Here is a 26422-nt window from a genome sequence, read left to right as displayed (position 1 = left end):
ACAATACAGAAACCATCTTTTAGCGAGTGCTTAATTCTTTCTTTTTACAAGTGTCCTTGACATGGGTACCACTTTAAAGAGCAGGTTCCCGACCTACTCTTTTTTCTTCATTAAGCCAACCGTCACAAATCTAATTCCAGTTACGGTATTTACAGTAGCCATTGCAATCATTAAATACGTCATAACTGTCCAGCCATTCATGTTAACTTGGCTAATTGCAAAATAAACAAACACAACGGCAAGCACTAAATAAATGAGACCTTGCATAGCTAAAGGGTTTTTCATGATCCGCCTCCTAGCATAAACTGACCGACCATCGCGAGCACGTTCATCAACATATGCGCTGCAATTGGCACAGCAATCCGTTTCGTTTTTGTGTAAATATAACATAGCATAAGCCCAATCACAACGTAGACGAGTAGGAAAGTTAAGTCCATATGCATTAACCCAAAGAAAACAGAACTAATGACAGCTGCCACGTGAATATTCATCCGCGACGCCAAGCCTCCATAAATAATTTTCCGAAAAACAATTTCTTCTAAAATAGGCGCCAAAATCGATGTGAAAACAATCATCAATGGTACTGCCCGAGCCAATTCACCGAGCATTTCTGTATTTGGTGAAACCCCAGTAATTCCGAGTAATCCCATAATAAAAACCGAAATCGATTGACCGAAAAGTAACGCAATAAAACCAAGCACAGCATAAGCCACACTTTTTCCAATAGATGTCGGTTCGCCTTGCTCAATCTTTGTCGTTCGAGGCGTTTTACGAAGTATCATCCAAATAATAATGAGCGCCACCAAATTACTGAACACACTCCAATAAACCGAGGCATACGTAATAACTTGCTTATCCGACAAGTCCGTTGCCGCCCGCAAAATCCCCATTACAATCGGAGCTCCAATTAATGAAGAAAAGTAAGCTGCAAAATATGTAAGTAGTACATACCAATAACGTTTATTCAAAATAACACGACCTTTCAAGTGCACACGATTTATCTCATTTTCCTATTGTACTAATTATTGAGGCAACAAGCAACAAGTGGGTGTCACTTTTGGTTTCAAGTGGTGTACATTTCTTACAAAGCATCATCAAAAATATCACCTGTATTATTCGTTTCTAGCTCTAAAGCAGGGGACGATTGTGTCTTCCTCTGCTTGAACGTTGGTAGTCGCGATAACCACTTCATTTATTTGCTTTCGGAAGGTTAGGGTGTAATCTCGGTAGCTAATGTAGCTGTTGAAACCGAGCTTGCAAGAGGAAATAGTGATAGTTTTAGTGCAACCTTTTCTTCTAAGCATGAAAATGTGAATTCCCTTCTCCACGATGTTTTTTGTTTGCTGCTTAAAAAAATGTCTGATGCTATCCTAATCCCGCCAAACGCGTTCTGATGATTCTTTTTAGAACATGCTTTTTTTAACTTATAAAATTTACGCCATTTAAGTCTAAAAGTTACATAAGGATGATACAATAACTGAAAATCAGTCCCATTTTTTTAGGTGTAAATACTTGCAATTTCCACATATCTTTTATAATATAAGAAGTGGATTAGCACTCTAATGATAAGAGTGCTAAAAATCATAAACATAGACTTGAGGAGGTTGTTTTAATTGTTAAAACCATTAGGAGATCGCGTTATTATCGAAGTTTTGGAAGCAGAAGAGAAAACGGCAAGTGGTATTGTACTACCAGATTCAGCGCAAGAGAAGCCGCAAGAAGGTAAAGTCGTAGCAGTCGGAAGCGGCCGAGTACTTGATAACGGCGATACAGTAGCACTAGAAGTTACAGAACAAGATCACATTATCTTCTCCAAATACTCAGGCACAGAAGTCACGTATGACGGGAAAGACTACTTGATTGTGAGAGAATCGGATATATTGGCAGTAGTTAAATAGAAGCAGAAAGAGTTTGCTAGTCTTGAGAAAATTTTGTGAGGGTGTAGTGAAAAACTGAACTTTGTTTTACGGAGCATCGAAAATTTCGAAAGTCTGGCTTTTGAAGTTGGGCTGGGAGTGGATTACGCTCCATGTATATTGAGGTCTAGTTCAGTGAAAGGCGCATCATAGTGCCACTGATGGATTACATGTTCGCTAAGCTCTCATGCATATTGAGGCTCTAATTCAGCAAGGGCACTTCATAGTGCCACTGATGGATTACATGCTCGCTAAGCTCTCATGTATATTGAGGCTCTAATTCAGTAAAGGCACTTCATAGTGCCTCAACAATAGGAGGAATAATTATGGCAAAAGATATTAAATTTAGTGAAGACGCACGCCGCGCAATGCTTCGTGGTGTTGATCAATTAGCAAATGCTGTAAAAGTAACTTTAGGACCAAAAGGACGAAATGTTGTATTGGAAAAGAAATTTGGTTCGCCACTTATCACAAATGATGGTGTAACAATCGCAAAAAAAATTGAATTAGAAGATGCTTTTGAAAATATGGGTGCAAAATTAGTATCTGAGGTCGCTAGTAAGACAAATGATGTTGCTGGTGATGGAACAACAACGGCGACAGTTTTAGCGCAAGCGATGATTCAAGAAGGTTTAAAAAATGTTACGGCTGGTGCTAACCCAGTCGGTATTCGTCGCGGAATCGAGAAAGCCGTTGCAACAGCTATTACAGAACTAAAAGCAATCTCAAAACCAATCGAAGGTAAGGAGTCAATCGCTCAAGTTGCTGCAATCTCATCAGGTGATGAAGAAGTTGGTCAACTGATCGCAGAAGCAATGGAACGTGTTGGCAATGACGGCGTTATCACGATTGAAGAATCCAAAGGCTTTGCAACAGAATTGGATGTCGTAGAAGGTATGCAATTTGACCGTGGCTACTCAAGCCCATACATGGTTACTGATCCGGATAAAATGGAGGCTGTTTTAGAAAATCCGTATATCCTAATCACTGACAAAAAAATCAATAACACGCAAGAAATCCTGCCAATTTTAGAGCAAGTGGTTCAACAAAATCGCCCACTTCTCATTATCGCAGAAGACGTAGAAGGCGAAGCGCAACAAACGCTCGTGTTAAATAAATTACGCGGTACGTTCAACGTTGTCGCAGTGAAGGCGCCAGGGTTCGGTGATCGTCGTAAAGCAATGCTAGAAGATATTAGTATCCTAACTGGCGGACGAGTTATCACCGAAGAACTAAATTTAGAGTTGAAAACAACAACAATGGAGCAACTTGGTAATGCGGCTAAAGTAATGGTCACAAAAGAAGCAACAACAATCGTAGAAGGTGTAGGAAATAGTGCCCAAATCTCGACTCGTGTGAACCAATTACGCGCACAAATGGAAGAAACAACATCCGAGTTCGACAAAGAAAAATTACAAGAACGCCTTGCAAAATTAGCAGGGGGTGTTGCGGTCGTTAAAGTTGGGGCAGCGACAGAGACAGAGTTACAAGAACGTAAACTACGCATTGAAGACGCACTGAACTCAACACGTGCAGCTGTTGAAGAAGGTATCGTATCCGGTGGTGGTACAGCTCTTGTCAACGTATACAACAAAGTCGCAGCAATCGAAGCAACAGGCGACGAAGCAACAGGCGTGAAAATCGTTCTTCGTTCACTAGAAGAACCAGTTCGCCAAATCGCGCATAACGCAGGCTTAGAAGGCTCTGTTATCGTAGAACGCTTGAAAAATGAGAAAATCGGCGTAGGATTTAACGCAGCAAACGGCGAATGGGTCAACATGATTGAAGCAGGAATTGTCGATCCAACAAAAGTAACCCGTTCTGCATTACAAAATGCATCATCCGTTGCAGCACTTCTTCTTACAACAGAAGCAGTCGTTGCAGACCGTCCAGAAGAAAATGCTGGTGGCGGTGGCGTTCCTGATATGGGAATGGGTGGTATGGGTGGCATGATGTGATTGTTCGCCAACCATACTTTTAGAAGAAAGCTTTCGACTGGATTATTCGTCTGGTCGGGAGCTTTTTCTATTTCCTGTAAGTTAACATTTGATAACCTCTCAAATTAGGTTTATAGTGAAAGCGACATGAAGAATAGGAGGAGACAAACGATGACAAAAAAGGTTTTTATCACAGGAGCAAACAAAGGAATTGGCAAGGAAATAGCGCGCCAGATGGGCGAAAACGGCTGGACTGTTTTGCTAGGAGCGCGTGATGAGGGGCGAGGTCTCGCGGCGACTGAGGAACTAAAAGAAGAAGGAGTTGACGCGACTTACGTAAATATTGATTTGCAAAGTCACGAAACGATTTCGGCGGCGGTAAATACGATTAAATCGCAACATGCTGACCTTACAATGCTGATTAACAATGCCGGAATTCCAGGAGATATGAGAAAACCGGGTTCCGAATTCACAGTAGATGAGCTAAGAGAAGTCGTAGAGACGAATGTTTTCGGTACGTTTGACCTGACACAACAACTCTTGCCGACACTGGAAGCGAATAGCGGACGTATTTTAAATATCACGATACCAATTGGCATGTCCGATTTCTTTAACCCATTTGCCTATAAAACGAGTAAAGCCGCACTAAACGCGATGACGCAAAGTTTCGCGCAGAATTTTATAAGTGCAGGAACGCCAGTTGAAATTTTTGGAATTATGCCTGGTGGGGTAACAACTGATTTAAATGACAACATGGCCGATGATTTCATGAAGACGGTTCCGGAGGCAGGCAAGCTAATTACGGATATTATTTTTGATGGTAAAAACCATAATAGTGAGATCATTAACTTCAATGGTAATGTAGCTGATTATAATGGTGGATTATTTTAATGCGCGAAGGTAATTGAAATATTATAAAAAGAGAGCCTATTTGTAATTGTCAAAGTAAAGTGGCATTAGAAATGGGTTCTTTTTTGCGTTGTACTGCTGAAATAAGGGATGAGAATGAGCCTAACCTAACGCACTGCTAATATTCATATTTCACTCATATACAACAATAAATATAGAAATGACATCAAAGGAACAATCAGCAACAGAAGAGGGCAAATTTGCAAAAAGAAATATACTATAATTATTTATGTAATAGCGATTCAGCAAGCAGTCGAAGAAAAGAACAAAATTCTTATTTTAAAATAAATGAAGTAGAAGTATCACTGGTTTACAACCAAACACGACATATACCCTTGAAATTTACGGTAAAGCAGATAACAGCGGTTATGTCAGCGTTGGTGTGAAAAACTATGGTGGTGCACAAAAAACTGGTCGCGTTAGCGGAGCAGATTATACGAAAGCAAGTATCACGATTCGCACGGGTGCAACGAATAAATCAGCAACTGTGTTCTTAATGAAAGGTACAGGAACTAGTACTGGTATGGTAGATGCAGTAGTATTCAAAGACTCTACACCTGAAAGCGAGCGTCCAGAAGTTATTGCAGCAACAGCAGCTTTAGAAGCACTATTCACCTCAAAAACATCTGTTAGCACGGATTATTTAACACCAGTAACAACAAGCAATGGCGCAATCAAAATGACAGCAACTGAAGAAGAGTTAGCAACAGCAACAGCAGCAGTAGCCGCAGTACCAACTGGTTTGAAAGCAAAAGCAACATTTGAAGCGGAATTAGCACGCGCAACGACATTATTTGCAGACTTACAAGCTTCTCAAACAGGCAATCTAACGAAAAATGGTATGTTCGATTTGGCTATGACAAGCTGGAAAACATGGAAAGCAACAGCAGCAGAAACACCAGTAGTCATAACAGAAGACGATAACAAAGTCGTGAAACTAGAAGGCAATTCGAGCATTGAGCAAACAATCACAGGCTTACTTCCAAACACAACTTATACCGTTTCCACGTACGGGAAAGTAGAGAACGGTGCACGTCTTTCCCTTGGTGTGAAGAGTTATGGGGGTGTACAAGCTAACGTATTCGTATCATCTACAGATTATACTCAAGGCATGCTGACGTTCACTACAGGAGCAACGAATACAAGTGCTGTTATTTTCTTAAGCCAAGGTGTAGCTGGCGGAATAGCACATTCAGACGTTATTGTAACAAAATAGATTTTAAGTAAAGCGGAAGATGGGATTATTCAACAATTCCATCTTCTAAATAACTTTTGGTAACAGCATTGTAACTCTAGAGAGGACGAGAATAATGGAGTATGAATTTAGAATACATCCGATGAAAACAAAAAAAGCATCGAATACTTTTCAACTAACGAAGCGTCTATTTGATGTAGTATTTGCTTTACTTTTACTAGTAATCACATTTCCAATTATTTTGATGACAGCACTAGTCGTTAAACTAGAATCTCCCGGACAAATTATCTATAGACAAGAAAGAGTTGGTCTTTATGGGAAAAAGTTTACGATTTATAAAATAAGGTCTATGCACACAGATGCAGAAAAAATGGGTCCAAAGTGGGCAGAGAAAAATGATGATCGAATTACCAAAGTGGGCCGACTTATTCGAAAAACAAGAATAGATGAGCTACCGCAACTTTGGAATGTATTAAAGGGAGAGATGAGTATGATTGGTCCACGTCCTGAGCGACCAGTCTTTACAAAAGAATTTCAGATTCATTCCCCTAATTTTATTCAACGTTTAGCAGTCAAACCGGGTCTAACTGGTTGGGCACAAGTAAACGGCGGCTATGATATTTCGCCAGAAGAAAAACTAAAGTTAGATTTGGAGTACATTCATTCCATGTCATTAAAAAGTGAAGCACACATACTATGCAAAACTGTAAAAGTTATCTTAAGTGGCAGTGGCGCTCGATAAGGAGTTTATAATGAAAAAAACAGTCATAATAATAATCGCAATATTCGCTTTAATCGGGACGGGATGTTCGAATAAAGCAGACCTAATAGAATCATGGAAGAATACAGATAGCGAAGTAAGTAACGAAGAATTCGCCAAGCTAACACAAAATAATAACACACTAGAATTTGTAGGTGAAAAAATACAAGTTCATAACAAGGATGCGGTCGTGATAGGCAAATCAGGAGAAGTAACAAACTACTTTGTGCAAAATGCATATATCCCCATTGAACAGGCAAAAAAAATTATAAAAAAAGATAATTGGACAAAACAAGATTTCTTGATCCAATATATCGGTGCCGCTCAAAATGTCAGCATCAATGAGAAAGAAAATACAGTAGAGGCATTTTTTATCACTGGTGCACATGGATATGGAGAATTGCGAGTGACATTTGAAGGCGACCAGTTGAAGAGCATGACAAATACGTTCTAAGAGGTAGGTGAATGATTGATGAGAGGTAAAGATAGATTAAATGAAAACCATTTTTTTTAAGAGCAAATGGCGCATATTAGGACAACCATTGAGTTATCAGAACGCTTAGATATGCAAGTCATCGGAATTACATCATCGCTATCGAGTGAAGGAAAGAGCTCTGTGGCGATTGGAGTAGCCAGAAGTTTTGCAGAAGGGAACAAGAAGGTTTTGCTTGTTGATAGTGATTTCAGACGTCCCTCTGTACACAAAAAATTAGGTTTATCCAATGCAGTAGGCTTTTGCGATGTTTTAAAGGAAGAATACGCGATGTCGGATTGTATAAAAGATATTGGGATTGAGGGATTAGATGTCCTGACAAGCGGTTTAATAGATGGTTCTTCGGGAACTATTTTTGATGCGGCGAAACTAAAAAAATTCATTATGGGAGTGAAAGAACAATATGACTTGATTATTATTGATACACCTCCCGTTTTGCTAGTTCCAGAAGTGAAGACTATTTTGAATCATAGCGATGCGACATTATTTGTAGTGAAGTATGATGAAGTTCGAAAAGAAGAAGTAGAGCGCACACACCAGGTACTAAAGCAGGTTTCAGCAACATGTCTGGGGATTATTTTCAACTGTGTGAAAGTGAAAGTCAGGGATAAATATCGTTATTATTATTAACCGGCGGGATGAGGTAAGACTTAATGGATTATAGAAATAGCAGGGCATCTGACTATCTGACAAGCGGGTCCCGAGGCTCAAGAATGCCTATTTTTTTACTAACGATACTGTTACTTTTCTTGAGCATAGGTAGTCAATTCAATATGCAAATCGGTCTGGCCCTAAAACCGTATATGATTTTGATGTTGCTTCTAATATTGTGTTATCTTTCCAAAATTACGATTGAGAAGCTTCTGTTTTTTGAAGTGGCCTTTGTTAGTTTCTATGTATACTACGCTTTACGTGGCGTTATTACGGCTTATCCACAAGCGGCGCTTCGTGCGATTGGTGGAACGCTTATCTTGCTTGGATTTTACTTTTTTTGTAGATATTGGTTAGAAAGAATTCGTTGGAAGGATATCGAATGGGCAATAATTATCTCTGGATTTTTGTTTAATTTGCTGAGTTTAGCCTATTATCTTCTGGGATTGGTGAATTTAGGATTTAATATGCATGGCAATGGAATTCGTGAAATGGGTGTGCTTATTGATCGTAATTTCGCTAGGCTATTAGGATTGACGAATGATCCAAATATCTTTGTTTTTATTAACATGTTGTTCATTGCTTATTTCTTAACACATCGGGATAAATTGTGGAATTTATTAGGTGGATTTATCGCCATTCTATGTGTGGTATTGACTTTATCTAGGGGAGCGATTATATCTGTTGTCATTGTACTGGCACTCTGTTTGCTCGTTGGAAACATGAAATCGAAGTTGATTATGATTTTTGGTGCGGGTTTTTTTTTATTACTTGCCGATATTCTTTTCAGTCAATTTATGGGCTTTTCGTTATGGGAGCTTATGATGGAGCGATTTGGAACGATGAGTGAAGATGGAGGAAGTGGACGATTTGATATTTGGGCAGCAGGCTTAGCTTATTTTATGGAGCATCCACTATTTGGAATCGGAACTTTCAATTTCCAGGATTACAATTATTTTTCAGGAGGAAAAGCGGTCTTTATGCATAATTCCTTTATAGAAATTTTGGTGGAAACAGGGATTATGGGGATGATTATTTATGCTACCGCAATTATAGCCATGGCATGGACGTTACTAAAATCAGTCTTCATGGATAAAGAACAATGGTGGCTACTTATTGCTTTAATAGGCTACCTGTCAATGATGGCATCTTTGTCCTTGGTTTTAAACGAGGTATTTTTCTTCTTCTTTGCATTGGTTGCAAGGAGTTTGAAAGAAAGTAAATTTAGCAGGAAGTAAAGGATGGAGCAAATGAAACGAGAATTATCCTTGGTAAGTATATTTAATATTGTTCGAAAAAAAATCATTATAGCATTGATTATCGCTATGATATCTATGTGCTTGGTTGGTGTAGCTGGTTTTCAGTTTATGGCACCAAAATACGATGCTTCCGTGCAACTTTTAATTAATCCAAAAGTAGTGAATACAGAAGCCGGCAATTATCGTAGTACAGATTCCAATACGCAGTTGGTAAATACCTATAATGTGATTTTGCGCAGTAAGGTGATTTTATCTGATGTTATTGAGCGACTAGATCTGACAATGAGTGTGTCGGGATTGCGTGAAATGACGAGTATTCAAAGTGAGAAGGAATCAAAAGTGATTTCGATTCATGTGCAACACGAAGACCCTGAACAGGCAAAGAAAATAGCGGAAACCTTGGCTTTATCTATGGAAAAGGAAGTCCCACAACTAATGAATATTGATAATGTCAACATTTTATCTGATGCAGAACTCAGCGGTAATCTAACGACGTCAAAGATTCGACTTTATATGATATTAGCGTTCGTGATGACTCTGCTCTTAAGTTCCACGGTGTTTGTGATTCGAGAATCGCTGAAAAATACATTTAAAACGGCAAAAGATTTTAAAGAGGTTACCAGTTTGCCGATCATTGTAACCATACCAGAAATATAAGAAGGGGATAGCTAATTCGATGATAAAAAAATACGAAGAACAGTTGTTACTACTCGACAATATGTTTTTGTCTACACAAGAAGCCATTGACTGTTTGGAAGTTTCGAAGCAGTGTTTTCATTCGCTTGTAGCGCGTGGAAAAATTCAAAAGATACGCAAAGGTTCGGCAGTATTATACTATGCGGATGAAATTATGGAGCGCAAGCGTCAGCAACCATGGCTAAGGCAAAAATATCGACCATTTCAAGAGGAATAGGAGCAGGAATTTATGCATCAAACATATCAAGCGGATCTAGTAAGTATCATCATGCCTACCTATAATAGTGGCGAATCATTGCACGAAAGTATAATAAGCGTCCTAAACCAAACGTATAGGAATTGGGAGTTACTAGTCGTGGATGATTATTCCAGCGATGCGACACCGCAAAATTTGAAAAAATTAGCTAGAGAAGATGCACGTATTATCCCAGTTTTTTTGACAGAAAATCGTGGTTCAGGTTTTGCAAGGAATGAAGGAATTAGTCGGGCAAAGGGGCAATATATCGCTTTTTTAGATAGTGATGATTTGTGGCACAAAGAAAAACTCTCGAGACAGCTAACGTTTATGAAGGAACAGGCGCACGGATTTACATTTACAGCGTATCATGTTTTTGAAGAAGTACCAGAACGACAAAAACGAACGGTACATGTGCCTGAGAAAATAAGTTACACAGAACTACTGAAAAATACGATTATTGGCTGCTTAACAGTGATGATTGATCGAGAAAAAGTAGGAGATTTTCGAATGCCATTGTTACGTACACGCCAAGATACAGCGACATGGTTATCCATTTTGAAACAGCAAGATTATGCTTATGGTATGACAGAACCGTTGGCGTATTATCGATTAAGTACAGCTTCACTATCCAGCAACAAATGGAAGATGCTCCAAAAAAATTGGCAGATGTACAGACAGCATGAAGGCTTACCGCTTGTGTATGCGAGTTATGTTTTTTGTTGCTACGTGTTTCATGCCATATGGAAAAGGAGAAAACAGAAATGATGAAAATTACAGTGGCGGGTGTAGGTTATGTTGGTTTAGTTTCCGCAGTAGGATTTGCGCATCACGGGCATGCAGTAACGGCTGTTGATTTAGACCCTATCAAAATTGCCGGACTTAACGCAGGTATTTCACCGATTTTTGAGCCTGGTTTGGAAGAACTGTTACAGGAGCAATTAACGGCGAAACGAATTCAGTTTACAACAGAGGGTGCAAGTGCTTACTCAGATGCTGATGCGATTGTGATTGGCGTTGGGACACCAGAAAATGAAGATGGATCAGCGAATTTGACGGCAGTCTATCAAGTGGCACATGAAATAGGACGAAGCATTCAGCGAGACTGTTTAATTATCGTAAAATCAACTGTACCAGTAGGAACTAATGATAAAGTGGAGGCAATTGTGAAGGAGGCACTTAGAAATACTGCCAAAGTGCATGTCATTTCAAATCCCGAATTCCTCGCGCAAGGAAGTGCCGTATACGATACGCTTCATGGATCCCGAATTATCATTGGAACAGAATCAAAGACAGCCGAGGAAAAAATGCGTGCTATCTATGCCAATTATGGGCAGCCAATCGTTGCAGTTTCTCGCAAAAGTGCGGAATTAGTCAAGTATGCCAGCAATGATTTTCTAGCTCTCAAGATATCTTTTGTGAATGAAATTGCGAATTTGTGCGACATATTGGGTGCCGATGTGGAAGAAGTCACAGAAGGAATGGGTTATGATCCGAGAATTGGAAATAGTTTCTTGCGTGCGGGCATTGGTTATGGCGGTTCATGTTTTCCAAAAGATACGAAGGCGCTACATTGGTTAGCGGAAGATCATGGTTTCGTATTACGCACGATTGAAGCGGCAATTAAAATAAATGAAAAACAAAAGTATACGCTGATTCATAAATTACGAAAAGAAGTACCCCATTTTGCTGGGAAGAAAATAGCGGTATTAGGTTTGACTTTTAAACCGAATACAGATGATTTGCGTGAAGCACCATCCATTCCAAACATCAAAGTTTTGCAAAGAGAAGGTGCGATTATTCAAGCCTATGATCCGATTGCGATGGATGCTGTTGCCGCACAGCTTGGCGATGATTCCATAATGAAAAGCTCGATAGAAGAGGCGTTGGCTGGTGCAGATGCATGTCTCATTTTTACAGAGTGGGAAGAGATTAGGCAGATTTATCCTGCTACTTTTACTAGATTAATGGCTAATCCACACGTACTAGATGGTCGAAATTGTTTCAATAAATATGAGATGGAGCTAGCTGGTGTGGCTTATCAGTCGATTGGACGGCCGCTGACTAAAGTGAGGCAATTACAATGACGAAAAAACCACTTATATCTGTCATTGTTGCGACACTTGGCGATAGGGTAACAGAGCTCAAAAGAATGATGGAGACGCTAGAAAATCAGACGTATCCGCATTGTGAAGTGATTCTTGTTTTGCAGAATGAACAGGATCAATGGACGGAGTTATTAGCGAGGTACACTATATTCTCTAAAGTTGTAAGAATAGATGAGCGTGGGCTTTCTAGAGCACGTAACACTGGTTTAGAACATGCTACTGGGGAAATTGTGACATTTGGTGATGATGACTGCTGGTACGATAAAGCGACATTTCAACACGTTGTGGATTCCTATCAAACAGGTAAAGATGTCATTAGCCTTACTATGTATGACCCAGATCAACAAAAATTTGGAAGACCACAGAAGATAAAAACGAGTCGATATTTAACGAAGCGTGAGTTGATGAGTCGCTCTTCCATTGAAATTTTTGTGAGGAGAACATGTTTAGAAAGCAATAAGTTTCATGATGTGATTCGTTTTGATGAAGCTTTTGGACTGGGCGCAACATACATTTCCGGAGAAGAGAATATTTTTCTAACCGATTTATTTAAGCGCAAGTATTAAGCAAAGGTCCGCTGTTTAAGCGAATATACAACGGACCAATAGCCTATTTGCTAGTGACTCTATTTTACTTTAAAAAGAAGCAAAAAAATCTACTGCTGGAAGTCTTGAAGGAAACGTGGACTTATCGGCGAATAGGAGAGCGATAACGTGTATCAATGGATATACAAACAAGGCGTCAAGCGCCGAAACCCAGTTTTACCTGAGGCTGAGCAGTTTTTACAACAGTCGGATCGGTGGTCACGCGCACAGCTAGAGGCTTATCAGCTGGATAAATTACAAGAGCTTGTACAATGGGCTTATAAAAAATCCCCTTATTATAAACAATTACTAGATGAAGTTGGTATCGAGCCTACTGATATTCAGAGCTTAGAAGATCTTAAAGAAATTCCCCCAATAAATAAAAAAACATTACTTGAAGAAAGCGAAAGGATTCATGTTACGTCGGGGGTTGGTCCCCTCATTTTCTCCGAAACATCCGGAAGTACAGGAACTCCTCTTACATTTCACCGAAATTTAGAATGGGATGCTAGACACCGTGCAGCGATTCATCGAGGTTATGATTGGTATGGTATTAAACCATGGCACAGAAATGGCTATTTCTGGGGCTATAACTTAGATAGTAAAAAAAACTGGAAGCTTAAATGGATGGATAAACTCGTAAATAGATTTCGAATATTTTCCTATGAAACAGCGGAAATTAATGCTTTTATTAAAAAATTGAAACGAGCAGATTATTTGGAAGGGTACTCCTCGATGATTTATCATGTCGCAAAAAAAATAGAAAAAGAAAATCTACCAATTAAAGCGAATTTGAAAATGATTAAAGGGACGTCTGAAAAGATATTTGATGCGTATCAGCCGATGGTAGAGAAAGTATTTGGTAGTAAAATTATTAGTGAGTATGGCGCAACAGAGACTGGAATTATCGCCTTTGAATGCCCAGATGGGAATATGCACATGACGATGGAAAATGTGATTGTAGAAGTTATTGATGGCGAGATTTTTGTGACTAATTTATTTTCTAAATCCTTTCCAATTATTCGTTATGCGCTAGGGGATTATGTTGAATTAGACACAGAAACAAAATGTGCTTGTGGTCGAGAGCATACGATTGTTAAGTCCGTTATGGGACGCGTAGGCAAGGCGGTTTTTGGGGAGAAAGAGACATATCCGAGCTTGATTTTTTATTATATTTTCAAAAATATGGTGATAGATGGTGGAGAAGCTGTCGGTTATCAAGTCCTGCAACATGAAAAGGGTCATCTAGAATTCCGAGTAGAAAGCTATCTTAGCGATGATATGCGAGGAAGGCTCAAAGCGGAAATCGTGACATATTTTTCAACAGACATGACTTATGAGATACAAGAAGGTGCCACTTTTTATCGTGGTGGAGGAAAATTAAAGGACTTTGTTTCATTCGTCCAAGAAGTGTGAGGAAGGAGCGTTTCATGAAGCTAACAAAAGTATCGATTATTATTCCTATATATAATATTGAAAAATACGTGGAACGATGTCTAGATTCAGTTTTAGCACAGTATTACACGAATCTCGAGGTGCTCGTAGTAGATGATGGCTCAACAGACCAAAGTTTGATGCTGTTAGAAAAGTATGCAAGGCAAGATCCGCGTGTATTGATTATTACAAAAACGAATGGTGGTCAAGCGAGTGCGAGAAATTTAGCGATGAAACAAGCGAGTGGAGACTATATTTTGATGGTAGATGGTGATGATTATATTTTACCAGAACTCGTTGGCGAATGTGTCAAGATTTTGGAAAGTGGAGCGGATATCGCTGTATTTGACTATTTGACACGGAACAAAAAGAACGAACAAAACTATACGAGAGTTGGAAGCTCGCCAATAACAGCGGGAACAGCCCCGTGGAACAAGATGTACGCAGCGCACTTATGGCAAGATGTTTTTTTCCCAGAAGGTTATTGGTATGAGGATGTAGGAGTGGTTCCATTTGTGATGATGCGCTCGAAAAAAACAAGCAAAATAGACAAAGCATTTTATGTATATGATCGATCACGAGAAGATTCTCAAACAAACACAGTCAATGTCGCACGCTATTACGATATTATAGCGGTTCTGGAATACCTAAAAAAACAAGTAGACCGATTGCCAACAAAACAGGCCGATACAGTAACAGGTATGTATGTAGAGCAGCTAGGTTATGTGATGGCACTAGGTAAAAGCCAATATATACAGAATAAAAAAGAGCGGCGTATATTTCTTCAAACGATTCAGAAAGTACTAGAAAAAAAATGCCCCGACTGGTATACCATGTCTCATAAACCAGAAAATAAGCAGCTTAAACGGATGCGTCGAATGGCGATAAAGGCCTATTTCAAAGGATTTTTTCTGCTCGGAGACATGCTTTATAGTTGGCCGAAAAAAATAAAAGAAAGGAGATGGAGCGAATGAAATTAATGATGCACTGTTTATTGCGTTTATTCTGCATGCTGCCAGTAAAAAATATGGTTCTATTTGAGAGTATGTCTGGATTTCAGGATAATTCTAAGGCGCTTTTTGAAGAAATGATGGCACAACAGTTAAACATAAAGTACAAGATGGTTTGGTTTGTGGCGAATCCGGAAACTATCAATCATCGTGAATACCCAAACGTTCGATTTATGAAAAAATCTGGTCTTACAAGAAAATCATTGCGCTATCTCTATTACAATTGTGTCGCGAAATATTGTTTCTACACACATGAAACGCTTGGATATCGTAGCGATAATCAGCAAATACGCTTTTTTTTAACACATGGAACGCCATTAAAAGACAGCCGAGGTTGTTTTGGCCCAACAGAACACCATACGTATATTTTGAGCACATCCTCATTTTCAGCAGATCTTCGTTCGACCTCTTTACTTGGTGGGGCAGATAAGATGCAAATTCTTGGGTTCCCGAGAAATGACACGATGTACCGCGAAGATAAGGGAACAAATCAATTCCTTGAGAAATATAACTACAAAAAAATGATCGTTTGGTTACCAACATTTAAACGCATTAACAACAGTAATCGTATGGATTTTGCGATGGATGCTGCTCAAGATGTATCCCTGATGAGTCCGGAATTTTTTCAAACGTTGAACGAGAAATTGGCATCTGCTGATACTTTATTGTTAATAAAATTCCACCCCAATCAAGATTTACGATTTGTTTCCTTCTATGACTTAACGCACATTGTGACGCTATCAAATGCAGAGATGTTAGACGCGTCCATTGATTTATATGCACTACTTGGCAAAACTGATGCGCTAATTACTGATTTCTCTTCTGTGTACTTTGACTATTTATTGCAAAATAAGCCCATTGGATTTGAACTTGGGGATATAGCAAATTATAGTTCTGGACGTGGCTTCTTAGTGGAAGAACCACTGGATTACATGCCGGGAGAAAAAATTCGAGAAGCCAATGATTTTTTTAAGTTTGTTAGACTGGTTGCGGCTGATCAAGATGAATATGTACTTGAACGAGCCGAATTATGTACGAAAATGAATCACTATAATGACAATAACTCTGCCAAACGAATCATAAAATTCCTAGAAATGGACGGTACTAATACATGAAAAAATATAAACTTGGCTATACATCTGGTGTTTTCGATCTTTTTCATATTGGGCATCTGAATATTTTAAAACAGGCAAAGGCGCAATGTGAACATCTTATTGTGGCAGTTAGCACGGATGAATTAGTTCAAAGCTATAAAAATAAAACTCCTGTTATTCCATTTTCGGAAAGAATAGAGATCGTAAAATCGATTGCCTTTGTGGATGAAGTGGTCGCACAAACGCATCGAAATAAAGTAGCAGCGATGGGACAGTATCAGTTCGATGCTATGTTCGTGGGATCTCACTGGAAAGGTAATGCTTTATTCAATGAAACGGAACGAATTTTGAATGAGAACGATGTTGATGTTATTTATTTTCCGTACACAAGCAATACATCTTCCACACTTTTAACCGAAGTACTGCATAAAATGGCGCAACCACAATAAACGAGAAATGAGTCGAAGTAATGAGTAGTAAATATAAAAAATTATTTCAAAATACCATCCTGTTTTCAATTGGGAGCATGGGAAGCAAATTTATTAGTTTACTACTTGTTGTAGTATTTACACATCATTTGAATCCACAAGAGTATGGGAAAGTAGAGCTAGTTTCTGTCATGATTAATCTTTGTTTACCATTTGTGAGCCTATCGATTTATGATGCAGTTCTGCGATTTACGATGAAAGAAAATGAACATAAAGGTAGTGTTTTACTGAATGGACTAGCCGTCTGCATGTTGGTTGGATTGCTTTTCTTAGCTGGTAGCGTTGTAGGAATACTTTTTTCGAATTAGATGTAAGTACGCTGGTTATTGCCGCTATTATTTTTGCACAGTCTATAAACCTCGTGTTGGCTCAATATGCACGCGGCACAGGGCGAATAAAATTATATGTTATTAATGGATTGGTTACTGCAATGATGATTTTTGCTATCGTTAGTCTCTTGTTAAATTACTTTCATATGGGGATAATGGGATATTTTATTGGGATGGTGGTTGCCTTTACGATTAGTAATCTAGTGTTCTTCTGTTTTAGTGGGAATGTTGTGGAGAAATTAGCAAAAGCACCGTGGGATGGGACTTTGATGAAACGGATGTTGTTATATAGCTTACCACTTATTCCTAATACATTAATGTTTTGGATAATGAATGCTTCTGATCGTTTGCTTATTCAAGCTTTTCTTGGGCTCACAGCAAATGGATATTATGCTGTAGCAAATAAAATTCCGGTGCTTCTTAATACGCTGAGTTCTGTTTTTATACAAGCATGGCAGTTATCAGCTATAGAAGAAAACGAACAAGAAAATCGAGATCGCTTTTATTCTAGCGTATTTAATGCCTTGGCTTCCTTCATGATTATTATTAGTTCCATCATCCTGTGCTTTTTAAAGTGGGGATTTGGAGTAGCCATTGGGAGTGAATTTTTCGGAGCTTGGAAATTTGTACCTATTCAATTGTTTGCCATGATTTTTGCGGGATTATCTGCCTTTATTGGCGTTATTTACACGGTACAGATGCGGACAAATCAAGTATTTATGACATCTTTTGTCGGTGCAGCGTGTAATGTCGGGCTCAATTTTTGGCTCACTCCACAAATCGGCCTGTATGGTGTTGCCTTCGCGACTGCTATTAGTTTTTTCTTTGTATGGATTGTTCGTTTCATTCAAACGAGAAAATACGTCAAAATTCGGATGCAGTATGTAGTAATCATTCCAGCTTTTATCGTTTTTGTTATGTCTTTATCAAGATAAAATTCCAGAGTTACTTACTAACGCATTGTCTGTGAGTTTGATCCTTCTTATTAATTTACGAAACATCCAATTTATGATGAAAAATAGGATACAAAAAAGAAGAAAGAGTGGTTTAAAATGAAGAAAAAAACAGTTTTAGTAACAGGTGGCGCTGGCTTTATTGGTGGGCATTTGGTTGAGCGATTGCTACAGAACTACCATGTGGTTGTATTTGATAACCTAAGTACGGGAAAAAGGACTAATCTCCCGAATCATCCCGATTTGGAATTTATTCTTGGTGATATTAGCCGAGAAATAGATGTTCTTACTATTTTTGAGAACTATCAATTTAGCTATGTATTTCATTTAGCGGCAGTTGCGAGTGTCGCAGCATCTATCGAGGACCCGCTTCTGACGCATCAGACTAATATGGATGGCACCATTTATATTTTAAACGCAGCTAAAAAGCAAGCATCTACACTTCAAAAATTTGTGTTTGCTTCCTCGGCAGCTGTATATGGTAGCGAACCAACGTTGCCTAAACGAGAAACCTCTGCCATTGCACCGATTACTCCTTATGGTATTGATAAATATGCAGCAGAGAGCTATGTGTTAGCATACAGTCATTTATTCGGTTTGAAAGCAAGCGCTGCTCGATTTTTTAATGTGTATGGTCCGCGACAAAATCCACAGTCGCCATATTCAGGTGTGTTGTCTATTTTGACAAACTGTATGGGGGATGAGGGCGCAAATTTTCAGCTTTATGGAGATGGCTCACAAGTACGTGACTTTGTTTATGTAGAAGATGTTGTAACAGGCTTGATTTTGATAGCAAAATCGGAAGAAAGTCAATCAGAAGTATTTAATATCGCATCTGGTGAGAGGCACAGTTTAATAGAAGTTATTGAAATATATGAATTGATTGCGGATAAAAAACTTTCACTAACACACCATGAAGAGAGAGCCGGCGATATTCATCAGTCTTATGCAGACATTACGAAGATTAAGAATCTAGGTTACCATGCAAGCAATACATTAAAAATGGGACTGAGCAAGTACCATGAATATAATCGTAAAAATAAGAAGTTGGGAAGATGATAAGCCATGTTTAATTTTGACAGTATTCGCCATATGGAATATTTAGTATCTAAGAAGAAGGAAATGTTAGAGTCATGTCAAGAAGAAAAAATCGTTTTATTAGGTGGTAGCAGTGTACTGTATGGTTTTAACACAGATAAAATGCAACAGAGACTAGGAAAACCAACGATCAATGCTGGAGTCAATGTAGGCTTAGGTTTTCGGTATCTCGTTGATCATATAGAACCTAGTTTAAAACCAGGCGATCATGTTATTTTACCACTTGAATTTGGCCAATACCTTAATCCATCGTATTATATTTTTGGTTTTGGAATTGATACGTTTGTGCATCGTAAATATTGGGCGAATCGGAAGAAATACAACAAAAAGGTAAAGCTATTTCTTATGTCTTTAAGGCATGCAAAATCTTCATCTACACCGGAAAAAATGGCACGGCGTAAGGCGACAATTCTGACACACACAGGATGTCTTCAAGGGATGGATGCACAACTTCGAAATCCACAAGCATTAACGCCACTCTCCTTCCCAGAGAGCTTTCATGAAACGGAAGCAATGAGTGAAATTAAGGCATTTATGAAAAGGTGTAGAAATAATAATATCCAAGTAACATTATTACCACCTGTTTTTTATGCAGACAACATGCCAGATTACTACTTGACAGAATTGTATGAGTATTTTTGTATCACAGTCTCTCCTAATATCTTTAGATTGAAGGCGTCTGAGGTGTATGATTCGGTTTATCATGCCAATTTAGGCGGACAAACTCGTGTAACTAACAAGCTTATTGCGTTGTTAGGTACATAGACAGATAGGAAAAGATAACGATTTTAAGTAACTGTAACCAAAAAAGAACAAAAGAAATCAGATGTATGTGTATCAAATTGACACTAATTAATGATACTGGTTCTCTTTTTTGTGGTGTATAATTATGTATATCAGGTGAATAAAGCTATTTTGATAGTTATCCAATTATCAATTTAAAAGAAAAAAATTCTCTATATTAGTAATATTCGACATTTTATTTTAGTAATGTTATATTGAATATTGATTCACAAATACAAAGAGAAAGTGGAGTGTTTTTTTATGAAAGATTTGTACAGAAGAATAAGAAGAGAAGACGCAGTTATATTACTAGTTGATCATCAAGCAGGTCTAATTTCAGGTTTAGTACGGGATTATGAATCAGATGTATTTCATCAAAATGTGGAAGCTTTAGTAGATATGGCGAATTTCTTTGATTTACCGACCATAGTGACAACGAGTTTTGAGCATGGACCTAATGGACCGCTAATTCCCTACATTACGGAAAATCTTCCGAATGCTGTAAATATACCGCGTCCAGGACAGATTAATGCGTGGGATAATGAAGAATTTGTTCAAGCAATTAAAGATACTGGACGTAGGCAGTTAATTATAGCTGGGGTTGTAACGGATGTATGTGTTTCTTTCCCAACACTTTCAGCTCTGAATGAAGGATATGAAGTATTTGTAGTTTCCGACGCTTCTGGAACTGTAAGCAAACAAGTTGCAGATGCGGCGTTATTAAGAATGGCGACGGCCGGTGCTGAATTGATGAACTGGTTTAGCGTAGCAGCTGAACTTCAAAGAGATTGGAGAAGTGATATAGAAGGATTTGGCAAGTTGTTGTCGAAACATTTACCTGCCTATTCTAATGTAATGGCGAGTTATGATGCAGCACAAAAAGACTTAAATTTACAACACTAAGTAATAAAAATTCGAATTTTTATGGCGAAAAAATGAACGGAATTTTCAGACTGAAATCCGAAACTCCATTCCAGAACGAGACTCGATTCTGTAATGGAGTAGTAGGTTTTTTATTTTGTATGCTGCTATCTCTAGGGTGTCTATTCAGCTTCATATCGAAACTTATCAATTTTACATAGTTCTTTTTCGATTCCTTCGCGCTTGTTTTGAAGGAAATCAGGCAAATATAATGGGACGTCATCAATTTCATCAGCCGATATAGATAGGGGAACTTTTTTTATCTTGGCGGAAACTTCAAACAGGAGGCCATTCGGTTCTCTAAAGTAAATCGCATCAAAAAATTCGCGTGGGTGCAAGCCAGAATTTCGGAAATTTTTTTCAATAAGTTTGTTATTAATCGCTATTAAATCTGCATAATCTTCAACATAGAGAGCTAGATGATGTATCCCACCAATTCCTTGATCTTCAACGGGGTTAGTATCATCTTCAATCAGATGCACCTCATGTTGGTAGTCACTATGGTGATTTCTTAAGACTGTTACTGGAAATGGCTCGTTTGTTAGCAGAGCAAGCCTCTCAAAATGGAACCAACCCACTAAAATTGTTTCGGTAGCATCAGGGTAGCGTACACGTAAATGAACAGAATGTATGCCGATAATAGCGTAATCTAGAGGAACATCGCTGTCATGATTGGGCGCAAAATCCCCTTCTACTTGCGAGGCGATGGATAAAGCTAATGGCATGCCATCAGGATCTTCAAAACGAATAATTTTAGTATCGCCATAATCTTCAATGCCACAATGTTCAACATTATTAACATTAAAGCGCTCTAACCAGTAATGCAACGCCTTTTCTGATTTCACAGAGAAAACAGTACGATCAATGGCATTCGTACCGAAAACATTTTTTTTGAATGTATTGATTTGAAATACTGTGAATTCAGTACCAGGCCGTCCTTGCTCATCTGCAAAAAATAAATGATACATGGTATAATCGTCTTGGTTAACAGTTTTCATTAGTAGTTTCATACCTAATACTTTATGGTAGAACTTAAACGAGACGCGAATGTCAGCCACAAGGGATGATACATGGTGAATACCTAAACTTTTCATCTTCATTTCATTCCTTTACTAAAAATTGGAGGTGCTTTATGGAACATTTTATTTCTGAAAAAAGCTCAGAGAATTTGTTTGTCTTATTACATGGTACAGGAGGAAATGAATTTAGTCTATTGTTTCTAACAGGAGAGCTAAATCCTAAGGCGAGTATCGTGAGTTTTCTTGGAGCGTACGGCACAGGCGAAGAGAGAAGATATTTTGCTCCACTCAAAAATCAGAAGTTAGACCAGATAAATTTTGATTTGTCGGTGGATGCGTTTTTAGCAGAGTGGGATAAATTAGCGTTGGATTACTGGCATACAACATTTATAGGCTATTCCAATGGCGCCAATTTACTACAGGGGATCTTACAAAAAAGACCTGACATTGCGGACTACACGATTTTATTACATCCACAAGAGTTGCATTTAGAGTTTTTTGCTGATAATGACGTAGCCAATCGGTTATTGATCACGACAGGTGCGAACGATTCATCCGTTGTTCCAAGTGAGATTTTGGCATTAAGTGAACGTTTGCGAGAGAAATTTGCAGGTGTAGAGCTCTTAATAACGGATGGTAGTCATGGTGTAACTGATGAGGAGGTTAATAAAGTACGTAAGTGGTATCAAAAAGTGAGTCTAAATTAGCCCTTGTATCATATGTATTATTGCAAAAGCAGGGGTGTGGGATTGTACTATTTATTTCTTTGACGCACGTTTATAAAATATCCGGAAAATAATAAAGGGGATGCGTGTTAATGCTAGAGTTGAAAGTATGCAGAGGAGCATCGCTAAACCTAAACGTTGGACTGGAATAGCAACAGAGTAAAAAGAACTGGGCAAGCCAAATACGCAATTAGAAATGGGAAATGATATTTTAAAGCAAGTGACGCTGATATTCGGACGAAAATCCAAGTAATCCGACAAAATAAATATAAATACCCAATAGTAGCGATGTGTCGTGTTTAGGTGTTTCTAGGAGCATGTATTATTATCGAGCAAGACATAAAATTCAGAAGCAGATTTAGAACAAGCGGTCGTAGAGGCGTGATAGAGGCCGTAAAAACTATGGCACACGAAAATTAAAAGTGTCGTTAGTCCTGTATGAACAATAAAAAACCCCAAAAAAGAGTTTTGATCTTTGCTTGGGGTCCAACATCTATTACAAACCTTTAATAAACACTTCCATCGTATCAGCAAGATGACGATGACCTTTATTATTCAAATGAATGCCATCCCCAACGCTGTACCCATTCACATCGGGTTTCGACAAATCAAAAGAGTCCAAGTCATAAAGATTCAAATGCTTGATATTATAACGGCGACATACCTCGATAGCAGCGTTGATATAAGCATAGTCTGGAATGCCTATTTTGTTCACTGGCGGAAAGAATGATTGCTTATACATAGAAATAAAGCCAATTTTTTGGCCGGGATATTTCTTAATTAAACCTTTTAAAAGTACATCAAGCGCGCCATAATAAGTTTTATTTGTTGTATCAGTTGGCATACCAAGTGCTTGTCCCTTGCCGTAGTCATTAATACCCGCAAAAACAGTGATTAGATTAGCACTGCTATCCATTGTGGTATAGCGCTCACTTATAGGTGCGAAAAGATTGCCAACTGTGGACCCATTCATGCCGTAGTTATTGACCTGCTTGATGTGTAGATCTTCTTGAATGTAATTAAAATATCTTTTCGTTGCCAGTGTGTTGTTCTCTGCCGTCAAACTATCCCCCACTGCATTCCAAGTGACTTTGGTCCAATCTGTTGTTTCTGCAGCGCTGACTTTTCCTGTACTAAGAGTCAAGGTTGATAGAAGCAAAAGAAGTCCTAGCGCTATTTTCCCCCATGTTTTCTTGTGTTGCATCTGAATCTCTCCTTAAAGTTAGTTTGTCTTAATTGCCTAAACAGCTTTTAAAACTATTTTAATTTACCATGAAATAAGTTTTTTAGCAATATTGAACTACTAATAGGCATAAAGGTATAATTGTTTACAATTTTTCTGTCAATTATTAGGGAATCTAGATTCTTGTCGTGAAACAAGCTATACTAAACATAGAGAGAGGTCTGCTTACTTGGTTATTATGTTTCTTACCAAATCTATCAAGTAGAAAAACATTACATAACCAAGCACGTACATTGGCTGATGTGGATATACATAAAGAAATGGGGCGCATTTATGCAAAACGATTGGCAAGAACTTTTAAAAGAGGAACAAGAAAAGGCGTATTTCAAAAATTTACAGCTTTTTATCGAGGAAGAATATGCAACGACAACGATTTATCCACCTCGTGAGGAGATTTATCGTTCCTTAGATTTAACGAGTTATGCAGATACAAAAGTGGTTATCCTAGGACAGGATCCCTATCATGGTCCAAACCAAGCGCATGGTTTGAGTTTTTCGGTGGTTTCCAGTGAGGCAAAATTTCCGCCTTCTGTTCGTAATATGTTCAAGGAGCTAGAAGCGGACATGGGGATTGCGCGAACCGATATTAACTTAACGGATTGGGCGGAGCAAGGTATTTTGTTGCTAAACACAGTGTTGACGGTACAAGCCGGAAAAGCTGCATCACATCGCAAAAAGGGATGGGAAACGTTCACCGATACAATTATCCAACGACTCAATGAAAAAGAGGAGCAAGTAGTTTTCGTACTTTGGGGCGCAGATGCGAAAAAGAAGCAGGTGCTCATTACAAATCCAAATCATAAAGTGATTACAGCGGTACACCCGAGCCCATTATCGGCTTACAATGGATTCTTCGGAAGTAAACCGTATAGTCAAGTTAATGCTTATTTAGAGGCGGTCGGGGAAACACCAATTTCTTGGTAAAGCTAAATTGTCATTTTATTCATACTTATTATGGGATTATTTTTACGTTTTGTGGTATGATTTACGTGATTAGAAGAAGCAATGAAATCCCGCGAAGGAGTTGATTAAAATGGCATTATCAGCTGCACGTTTTGAAGAACATGAAGGATTTACTGCGCTTGCTTTTGTTTGGAAAGGCACTTTCGAGGAAGCGTTTCATGGTGAGGTGCACAAAACAATCAAGAGAATACAAAGCTGGGCAGAGTCTCAAGAAAGTCTAAAGCACGATAAGACGTTGCTTGGAATGTCCGTGCACAATTTAGAAGACGGCTTCACGTATTATTCGGCTGTGAAGGCCAACTGGAAGCCAGAGAATGTACCAGATGATATGGAGTGGATCGAAATTCCAGCACATACGTACTTTGTGTGTGATCATGTTGCGGGTACAGATATTAATGAAACGTATAAAGAAGTCGCAGAACGCATCGCAGCTCGCGATTATCGACCATATATTACAGTAGAATATCCTGTTTTTGATGAATTACCGTTCAAAATTGAAGTGTATGATAGCGAAATCGATTTACCAAGAAATCAACAAGGGTTTCACATCATGATTCCAATTGTGAAGCACTTGGGCTAATATCCGAAACCAAATAGACAGCTTTTTAGGAAGTTGTTTATTTGGTTTTACATAATATAAAAGTAACCGGTTACAAATACTTGGTTTACCACAAATCAAGGAATGTAAGGCTCTTTTCGGTGTATTATTGTGACATACCGAACATATTCTAGGTGTGGCGAGTCCAAGATCAAATATAAATAGAACAGATATGAGCAGGAAAGAGGGGATTTTTGTGGCTGCATATTTCACACCACAAGAGACAGTAGATGAAACGATTAAAAAAGGAGTAGCAAAGGCAAGTTCTTCCACTTCAGCACTTATTATTTTAGGTTTTTTAGGTGGTGCTTTTATTTCGCTTGGTTTTTTGCTTTATATTCGCGCAGTTGGGACGATGCCACATGAATGGGGAAGTTTCGCTACGTTTATTGGAGCGGGCCTGTTTCCAGTGGGGCTTGTTTGTATTTTGCTAGGCGGCGGCGAATTGATTACAGGGAATATGATGGTTGTTGCACTTGCATGGTTCGATCGCAAAATTTCAATGAAGCAGTTACTACGAAATTGGGCAATTGTTACAGTGATGAATTTTGTTGGAGCGATTGCAGTTGCCTTTTTCTTTGGGCATTTTGTTGGACTTACAGAAGGCGATTTTCTTGCAAAAACTGTTGCTACTGCTGGCGCGAAGATTAAAGATCCATTCTGGGTTGCTTTTGTGTCAGGAATTGGCTGTAATTGGTTTGTTAGTATCGCAGTATGGCTTTGCTACGCAGCGAAAGATTTCACAGGCAAAATTATCGGAATCTGGTTTCCGGTTATGGCGTTCGTTGCCATTGGTTTCCAGCACGTTGTCGCTAACATGTTCATCATTCCAGCAGCAATTTTCGCCGGAAGCTATTCTTGGAGCCAGTTTATCAATAATATCATTCCAGTATATTTAGGTAATGTGGTCGGCGGCGCGGTGTTTGTATCGCTATTCTACTACTTAGCTTACAAAAAGAAAACCGCACCGAAAGAAAAGGAATTCGAAGCCAAAATTCCAGTAGAAGAATGATCAGTTGCA

At 38.6% G+C, this 26422-nt stretch carries 30 protein-coding genes and 1 pseudogene; 27 read left to right on the top strand and 4 right to left on the bottom strand.

The features are described 5' to 3' along the window. Positions 1–93: 93 nt before the first annotated feature. Positions 94–285: a YdiK family protein gene (locus R8925_RS12320; RefSeq protein WP_430536136.1), complete on the bottom strand. Its 192-nt coding sequence runs from the start codon at positions 283–285 to the stop codon at positions 94–96. Next, complete coding sequence (locus R8925_RS12315; RefSeq protein ID WP_430536135.1) at positions 282–968, bottom strand: CPBP family intramembrane glutamic endopeptidase; 687 nt, start codon at positions 966–968, stop codon at positions 282–284. Before R8925_RS12315 ends, R8925_RS12320 begins: the two co-directional genes overlap by 4 nt. A gap of 645 nt (positions 969–1613) precedes the next feature. On the opposite strand from R8925_RS12315, the gene groES reads away from it, so the two are divergent. The 22 genes from groES to ycaC all read left to right on the top strand — a co-directional run bounded on the left by groES (position 1614) and on the right by ycaC (position 20835). Beyond that, positions 1614–1898 (top strand): co-chaperone GroES, encoded by a 285-nt coding sequence (gene groES, locus R8925_RS12310; RefSeq protein WP_430536134.1) that lies wholly within the window; start codon positions 1614–1616, stop codon positions 1896–1898. A 344-nt stretch (positions 1899–2242) separates the two neighbouring features. Beyond that, a complete protein-coding gene (groL, locus tag R8925_RS12305) occupies positions 2243–3874 on the top strand; it encodes a chaperonin GroEL (RefSeq protein WP_430536133.1) in 1632 nt (543 codons plus the stop codon). Between the two features lie 150 nt (positions 3875–4024). After that, the gene (locus tag R8925_RS12300) at positions 4025–4744 is read left to right on the top strand and encodes an SDR family NAD(P)-dependent oxidoreductase (RefSeq protein WP_430536132.1); all 720 of its coding nucleotides are present in this window, start codon (positions 4025–4027) and stop codon (positions 4742–4744) included. Between the two features lie 400 nt (positions 4745–5144). After that, on the top strand, positions 5145–5978 hold the full coding sequence (locus tag R8925_RS12295; RefSeq protein WP_430536131.1) for a carbohydrate binding domain-containing protein: 834 nt from the start codon (positions 5145–5147) through the stop codon (positions 5976–5978). A gap of 94 nt (positions 5979–6072) precedes the next feature. Then, positions 6073–6699: a sugar transferase gene (locus R8925_RS12290; protein ID WP_430539446.1), complete on the top strand. Its 627-nt coding sequence runs from the start codon at positions 6073–6075 to the stop codon at positions 6697–6699. A 10-nt stretch (positions 6700–6709) separates the two neighbouring features. After that, a complete protein-coding gene (locus R8925_RS12285; RefSeq protein ID WP_430536130.1) occupies positions 6710–7171 on the top strand; it encodes a hypothetical protein in 462 nt (153 codons plus the stop codon). A gap of 66 nt (positions 7172–7237) precedes the next feature. Next, positions 7238–7840, top strand: coding sequence for a CpsD/CapB family tyrosine-protein kinase (locus R8925_RS12280; protein WP_430536129.1), 603 nt, complete (start codon positions 7238–7240; stop codon positions 7838–7840). Positions 7841–7923: 83 nt separating this feature from the next. Next, complete coding sequence (locus tag R8925_RS12275; RefSeq protein WP_430536128.1) at positions 7924–9099, top strand: O-antigen ligase family protein; 1176 nt, start codon at positions 7924–7926, stop codon at positions 9097–9099. Positions 9100–9102: 3 nt separating this feature from the next. Further along, on the top strand, positions 9103–9777 hold the full coding sequence (locus tag R8925_RS12270) for a YveK family protein (RefSeq protein WP_430536127.1): 675 nt from the start codon (positions 9103–9105) through the stop codon (positions 9775–9777). A gap of 19 nt (positions 9778–9796) precedes the next feature. Further along, complete coding sequence (locus R8925_RS12265) at positions 9797–10033, top strand: helix-turn-helix domain-containing protein (RefSeq protein WP_430536126.1); 237 nt, start codon at positions 9797–9799, stop codon at positions 10031–10033. Between the two features lie 12 nt (positions 10034–10045). Continuing rightward, positions 10046–10819 carry a glycosyltransferase family 2 protein gene (locus tag R8925_RS12260; protein ID WP_430536125.1) on the top strand — a complete coding sequence of 258 codons (774 nt, stop codon included), beginning with the start codon at positions 10046–10048 and terminating at the stop codon, positions 10817–10819. Further along, the gene (locus R8925_RS12255) at positions 10816–12138 is read left to right on the top strand and encodes a UDP-glucose dehydrogenase family protein (RefSeq protein ID WP_430536124.1); all 1323 of its coding nucleotides are present in this window, start codon (positions 10816–10818) and stop codon (positions 12136–12138) included. Before R8925_RS12260 ends, R8925_RS12255 begins: the two co-directional genes overlap by 4 nt. Continuing rightward, positions 12135–12725 (top strand): glycosyltransferase family 2 protein, encoded by a 591-nt coding sequence (locus R8925_RS12250; RefSeq protein ID WP_430536123.1) that lies wholly within the window; start codon positions 12135–12137, stop codon positions 12723–12725. The genes R8925_RS12255 and R8925_RS12250 overlap by 4 nt, the downstream gene beginning before the upstream one ends. 147 nt (positions 12726–12872) lie before the next feature. Then, positions 12873–14159, top strand: a complete 1287-nt coding sequence (locus tag R8925_RS12245) for a phenylacetate--CoA ligase family protein (protein ID WP_430536122.1) — start codon at positions 12873–12875, stop codon at positions 14157–14159. A 14-nt stretch (positions 14160–14173) separates the two neighbouring features. After that, a complete protein-coding gene (locus R8925_RS12240; protein ID WP_430536121.1) occupies positions 14174–15151 on the top strand; it encodes a glycosyltransferase family 2 protein in 978 nt (325 codons plus the stop codon). After that, entirely contained in the window at positions 15148–16302 is a 1155-nt protein-coding gene (locus R8925_RS12235) for a CDP-glycerol glycerophosphotransferase family protein (RefSeq protein ID WP_430536120.1), read from the top strand. Before R8925_RS12240 ends, R8925_RS12235 begins: the two co-directional genes overlap by 4 nt. Further along, a complete protein-coding gene (locus tag R8925_RS12230; RefSeq protein ID WP_430536119.1) occupies positions 16299–16730 on the top strand; it encodes an FAD synthase family protein in 432 nt (143 codons plus the stop codon). The genes R8925_RS12235 and R8925_RS12230 overlap by 4 nt, the downstream gene beginning before the upstream one ends. Before the next feature lie 20 nt (positions 16731–16750). After that, positions 16751–17077 carry a lipopolysaccharide biosynthesis protein gene (locus R8925_RS12225; RefSeq protein WP_430536118.1) on the top strand — a complete coding sequence of 109 codons (327 nt, stop codon included), beginning with the start codon at positions 16751–16753 and terminating at the stop codon, positions 17075–17077. Positions 17078–17088: 11 nt separating this feature from the next. Beyond that, positions 17089–18033: an oligosaccharide flippase family protein gene (locus R8925_RS12220; RefSeq protein ID WP_430536139.1), complete on the top strand. Its 945-nt coding sequence runs from the start codon at positions 17089–17091 to the stop codon at positions 18031–18033. A gap of 117 nt (positions 18034–18150) precedes the next feature. Further along, positions 18151–19110, top strand: a complete 960-nt coding sequence (locus R8925_RS12215) for an NAD-dependent epimerase/dehydratase family protein (protein ID WP_430536117.1) — start codon at positions 18151–18153, stop codon at positions 19108–19110. Between the two features lie 6 nt (positions 19111–19116). Continuing rightward, a complete protein-coding gene (locus R8925_RS12210) occupies positions 19117–19914 on the top strand; it encodes a hypothetical protein (protein ID WP_430536116.1) in 798 nt (265 codons plus the stop codon). A gap of 279 nt (positions 19915–20193) precedes the next feature. After that, positions 20194–20835, top strand: a complete 642-nt coding sequence (gene ycaC, locus R8925_RS12205) for an isochorismate family cysteine hydrolase YcaC (protein ID WP_430536138.1) — start codon at positions 20194–20196, stop codon at positions 20833–20835. A gap of 140 nt (positions 20836–20975) precedes the next feature. Here ycaC and R8925_RS12200 read toward each other — a convergent pair whose 3' ends face one another. Further along, a complete protein-coding gene (locus tag R8925_RS12200; protein ID WP_430536115.1) occupies positions 20976–21947 on the bottom strand; it encodes a VOC family protein in 972 nt (323 codons plus the stop codon). A gap of 38 nt (positions 21948–21985) precedes the next feature. On the opposite strand from R8925_RS12200, the gene R8925_RS12195 reads away from it, so the two are divergent. After that, positions 21986–22579 carry an alpha/beta hydrolase gene (locus R8925_RS12195; protein ID WP_430536114.1) on the top strand — a complete coding sequence of 198 codons (594 nt, stop codon included), beginning with the start codon at positions 21986–21988 and terminating at the stop codon, positions 22577–22579. A gap of 184 nt (positions 22580–22763) precedes the next feature. Further along, positions 22764–23028 (top strand): annotated as a pseudogene (locus tag R8925_RS12190) (IS3 family transposase); the annotation flags it as partial. Positions 23029–23093: 65 nt separating this feature from the next. Here the strand turns inward: R8925_RS12190 and R8925_RS12185 are convergent. Beyond that, positions 23094–23801, bottom strand: coding sequence for an SGNH/GDSL hydrolase family protein (locus tag R8925_RS12185; protein ID WP_430536113.1), 708 nt, complete (start codon positions 23799–23801; stop codon positions 23094–23096). Positions 23802–24113: 312 nt separating this feature from the next. Here R8925_RS12185 and R8925_RS12180 point away from each other — a divergent pair, with 312 nt between their 5' ends. From R8925_RS12180 to R8925_RS12170, 3 genes are all read left to right on the top strand, one after another. Further along, positions 24114–24764 carry a uracil-DNA glycosylase gene (locus R8925_RS12180; RefSeq protein WP_430536112.1) on the top strand — a complete coding sequence of 217 codons (651 nt, stop codon included), beginning with the start codon at positions 24114–24116 and terminating at the stop codon, positions 24762–24764. Positions 24765–24873: 109 nt separating this feature from the next. Next, positions 24874–25383: a GyrI-like domain-containing protein gene (locus R8925_RS12175; protein WP_036073535.1), complete on the top strand. Its 510-nt coding sequence runs from the start codon at positions 24874–24876 to the stop codon at positions 25381–25383. A 214-nt stretch (positions 25384–25597) separates the two neighbouring features. Continuing rightward, positions 25598–26413, top strand: a complete 816-nt coding sequence (locus R8925_RS12170; RefSeq protein ID WP_430536111.1) for a formate/nitrite transporter family protein — start codon at positions 25598–25600, stop codon at positions 26411–26413. Positions 26414–26422: the final 9 nt, after the last annotated feature.

It is taken from the genome of Listeria rocourtiae subsp. hofi, assembly GCF_963575615.1.
Taxonomy (GTDB): Bacteria; Bacillota; Bacilli; order Lactobacillales; family Listeriaceae; genus Listeria_A; species Listeria_A hofi.
The sequence above is the reverse complement of the archived record's forward strand: the minus strand, read 5'-3'. Positions and strand labels throughout refer to the sequence as shown.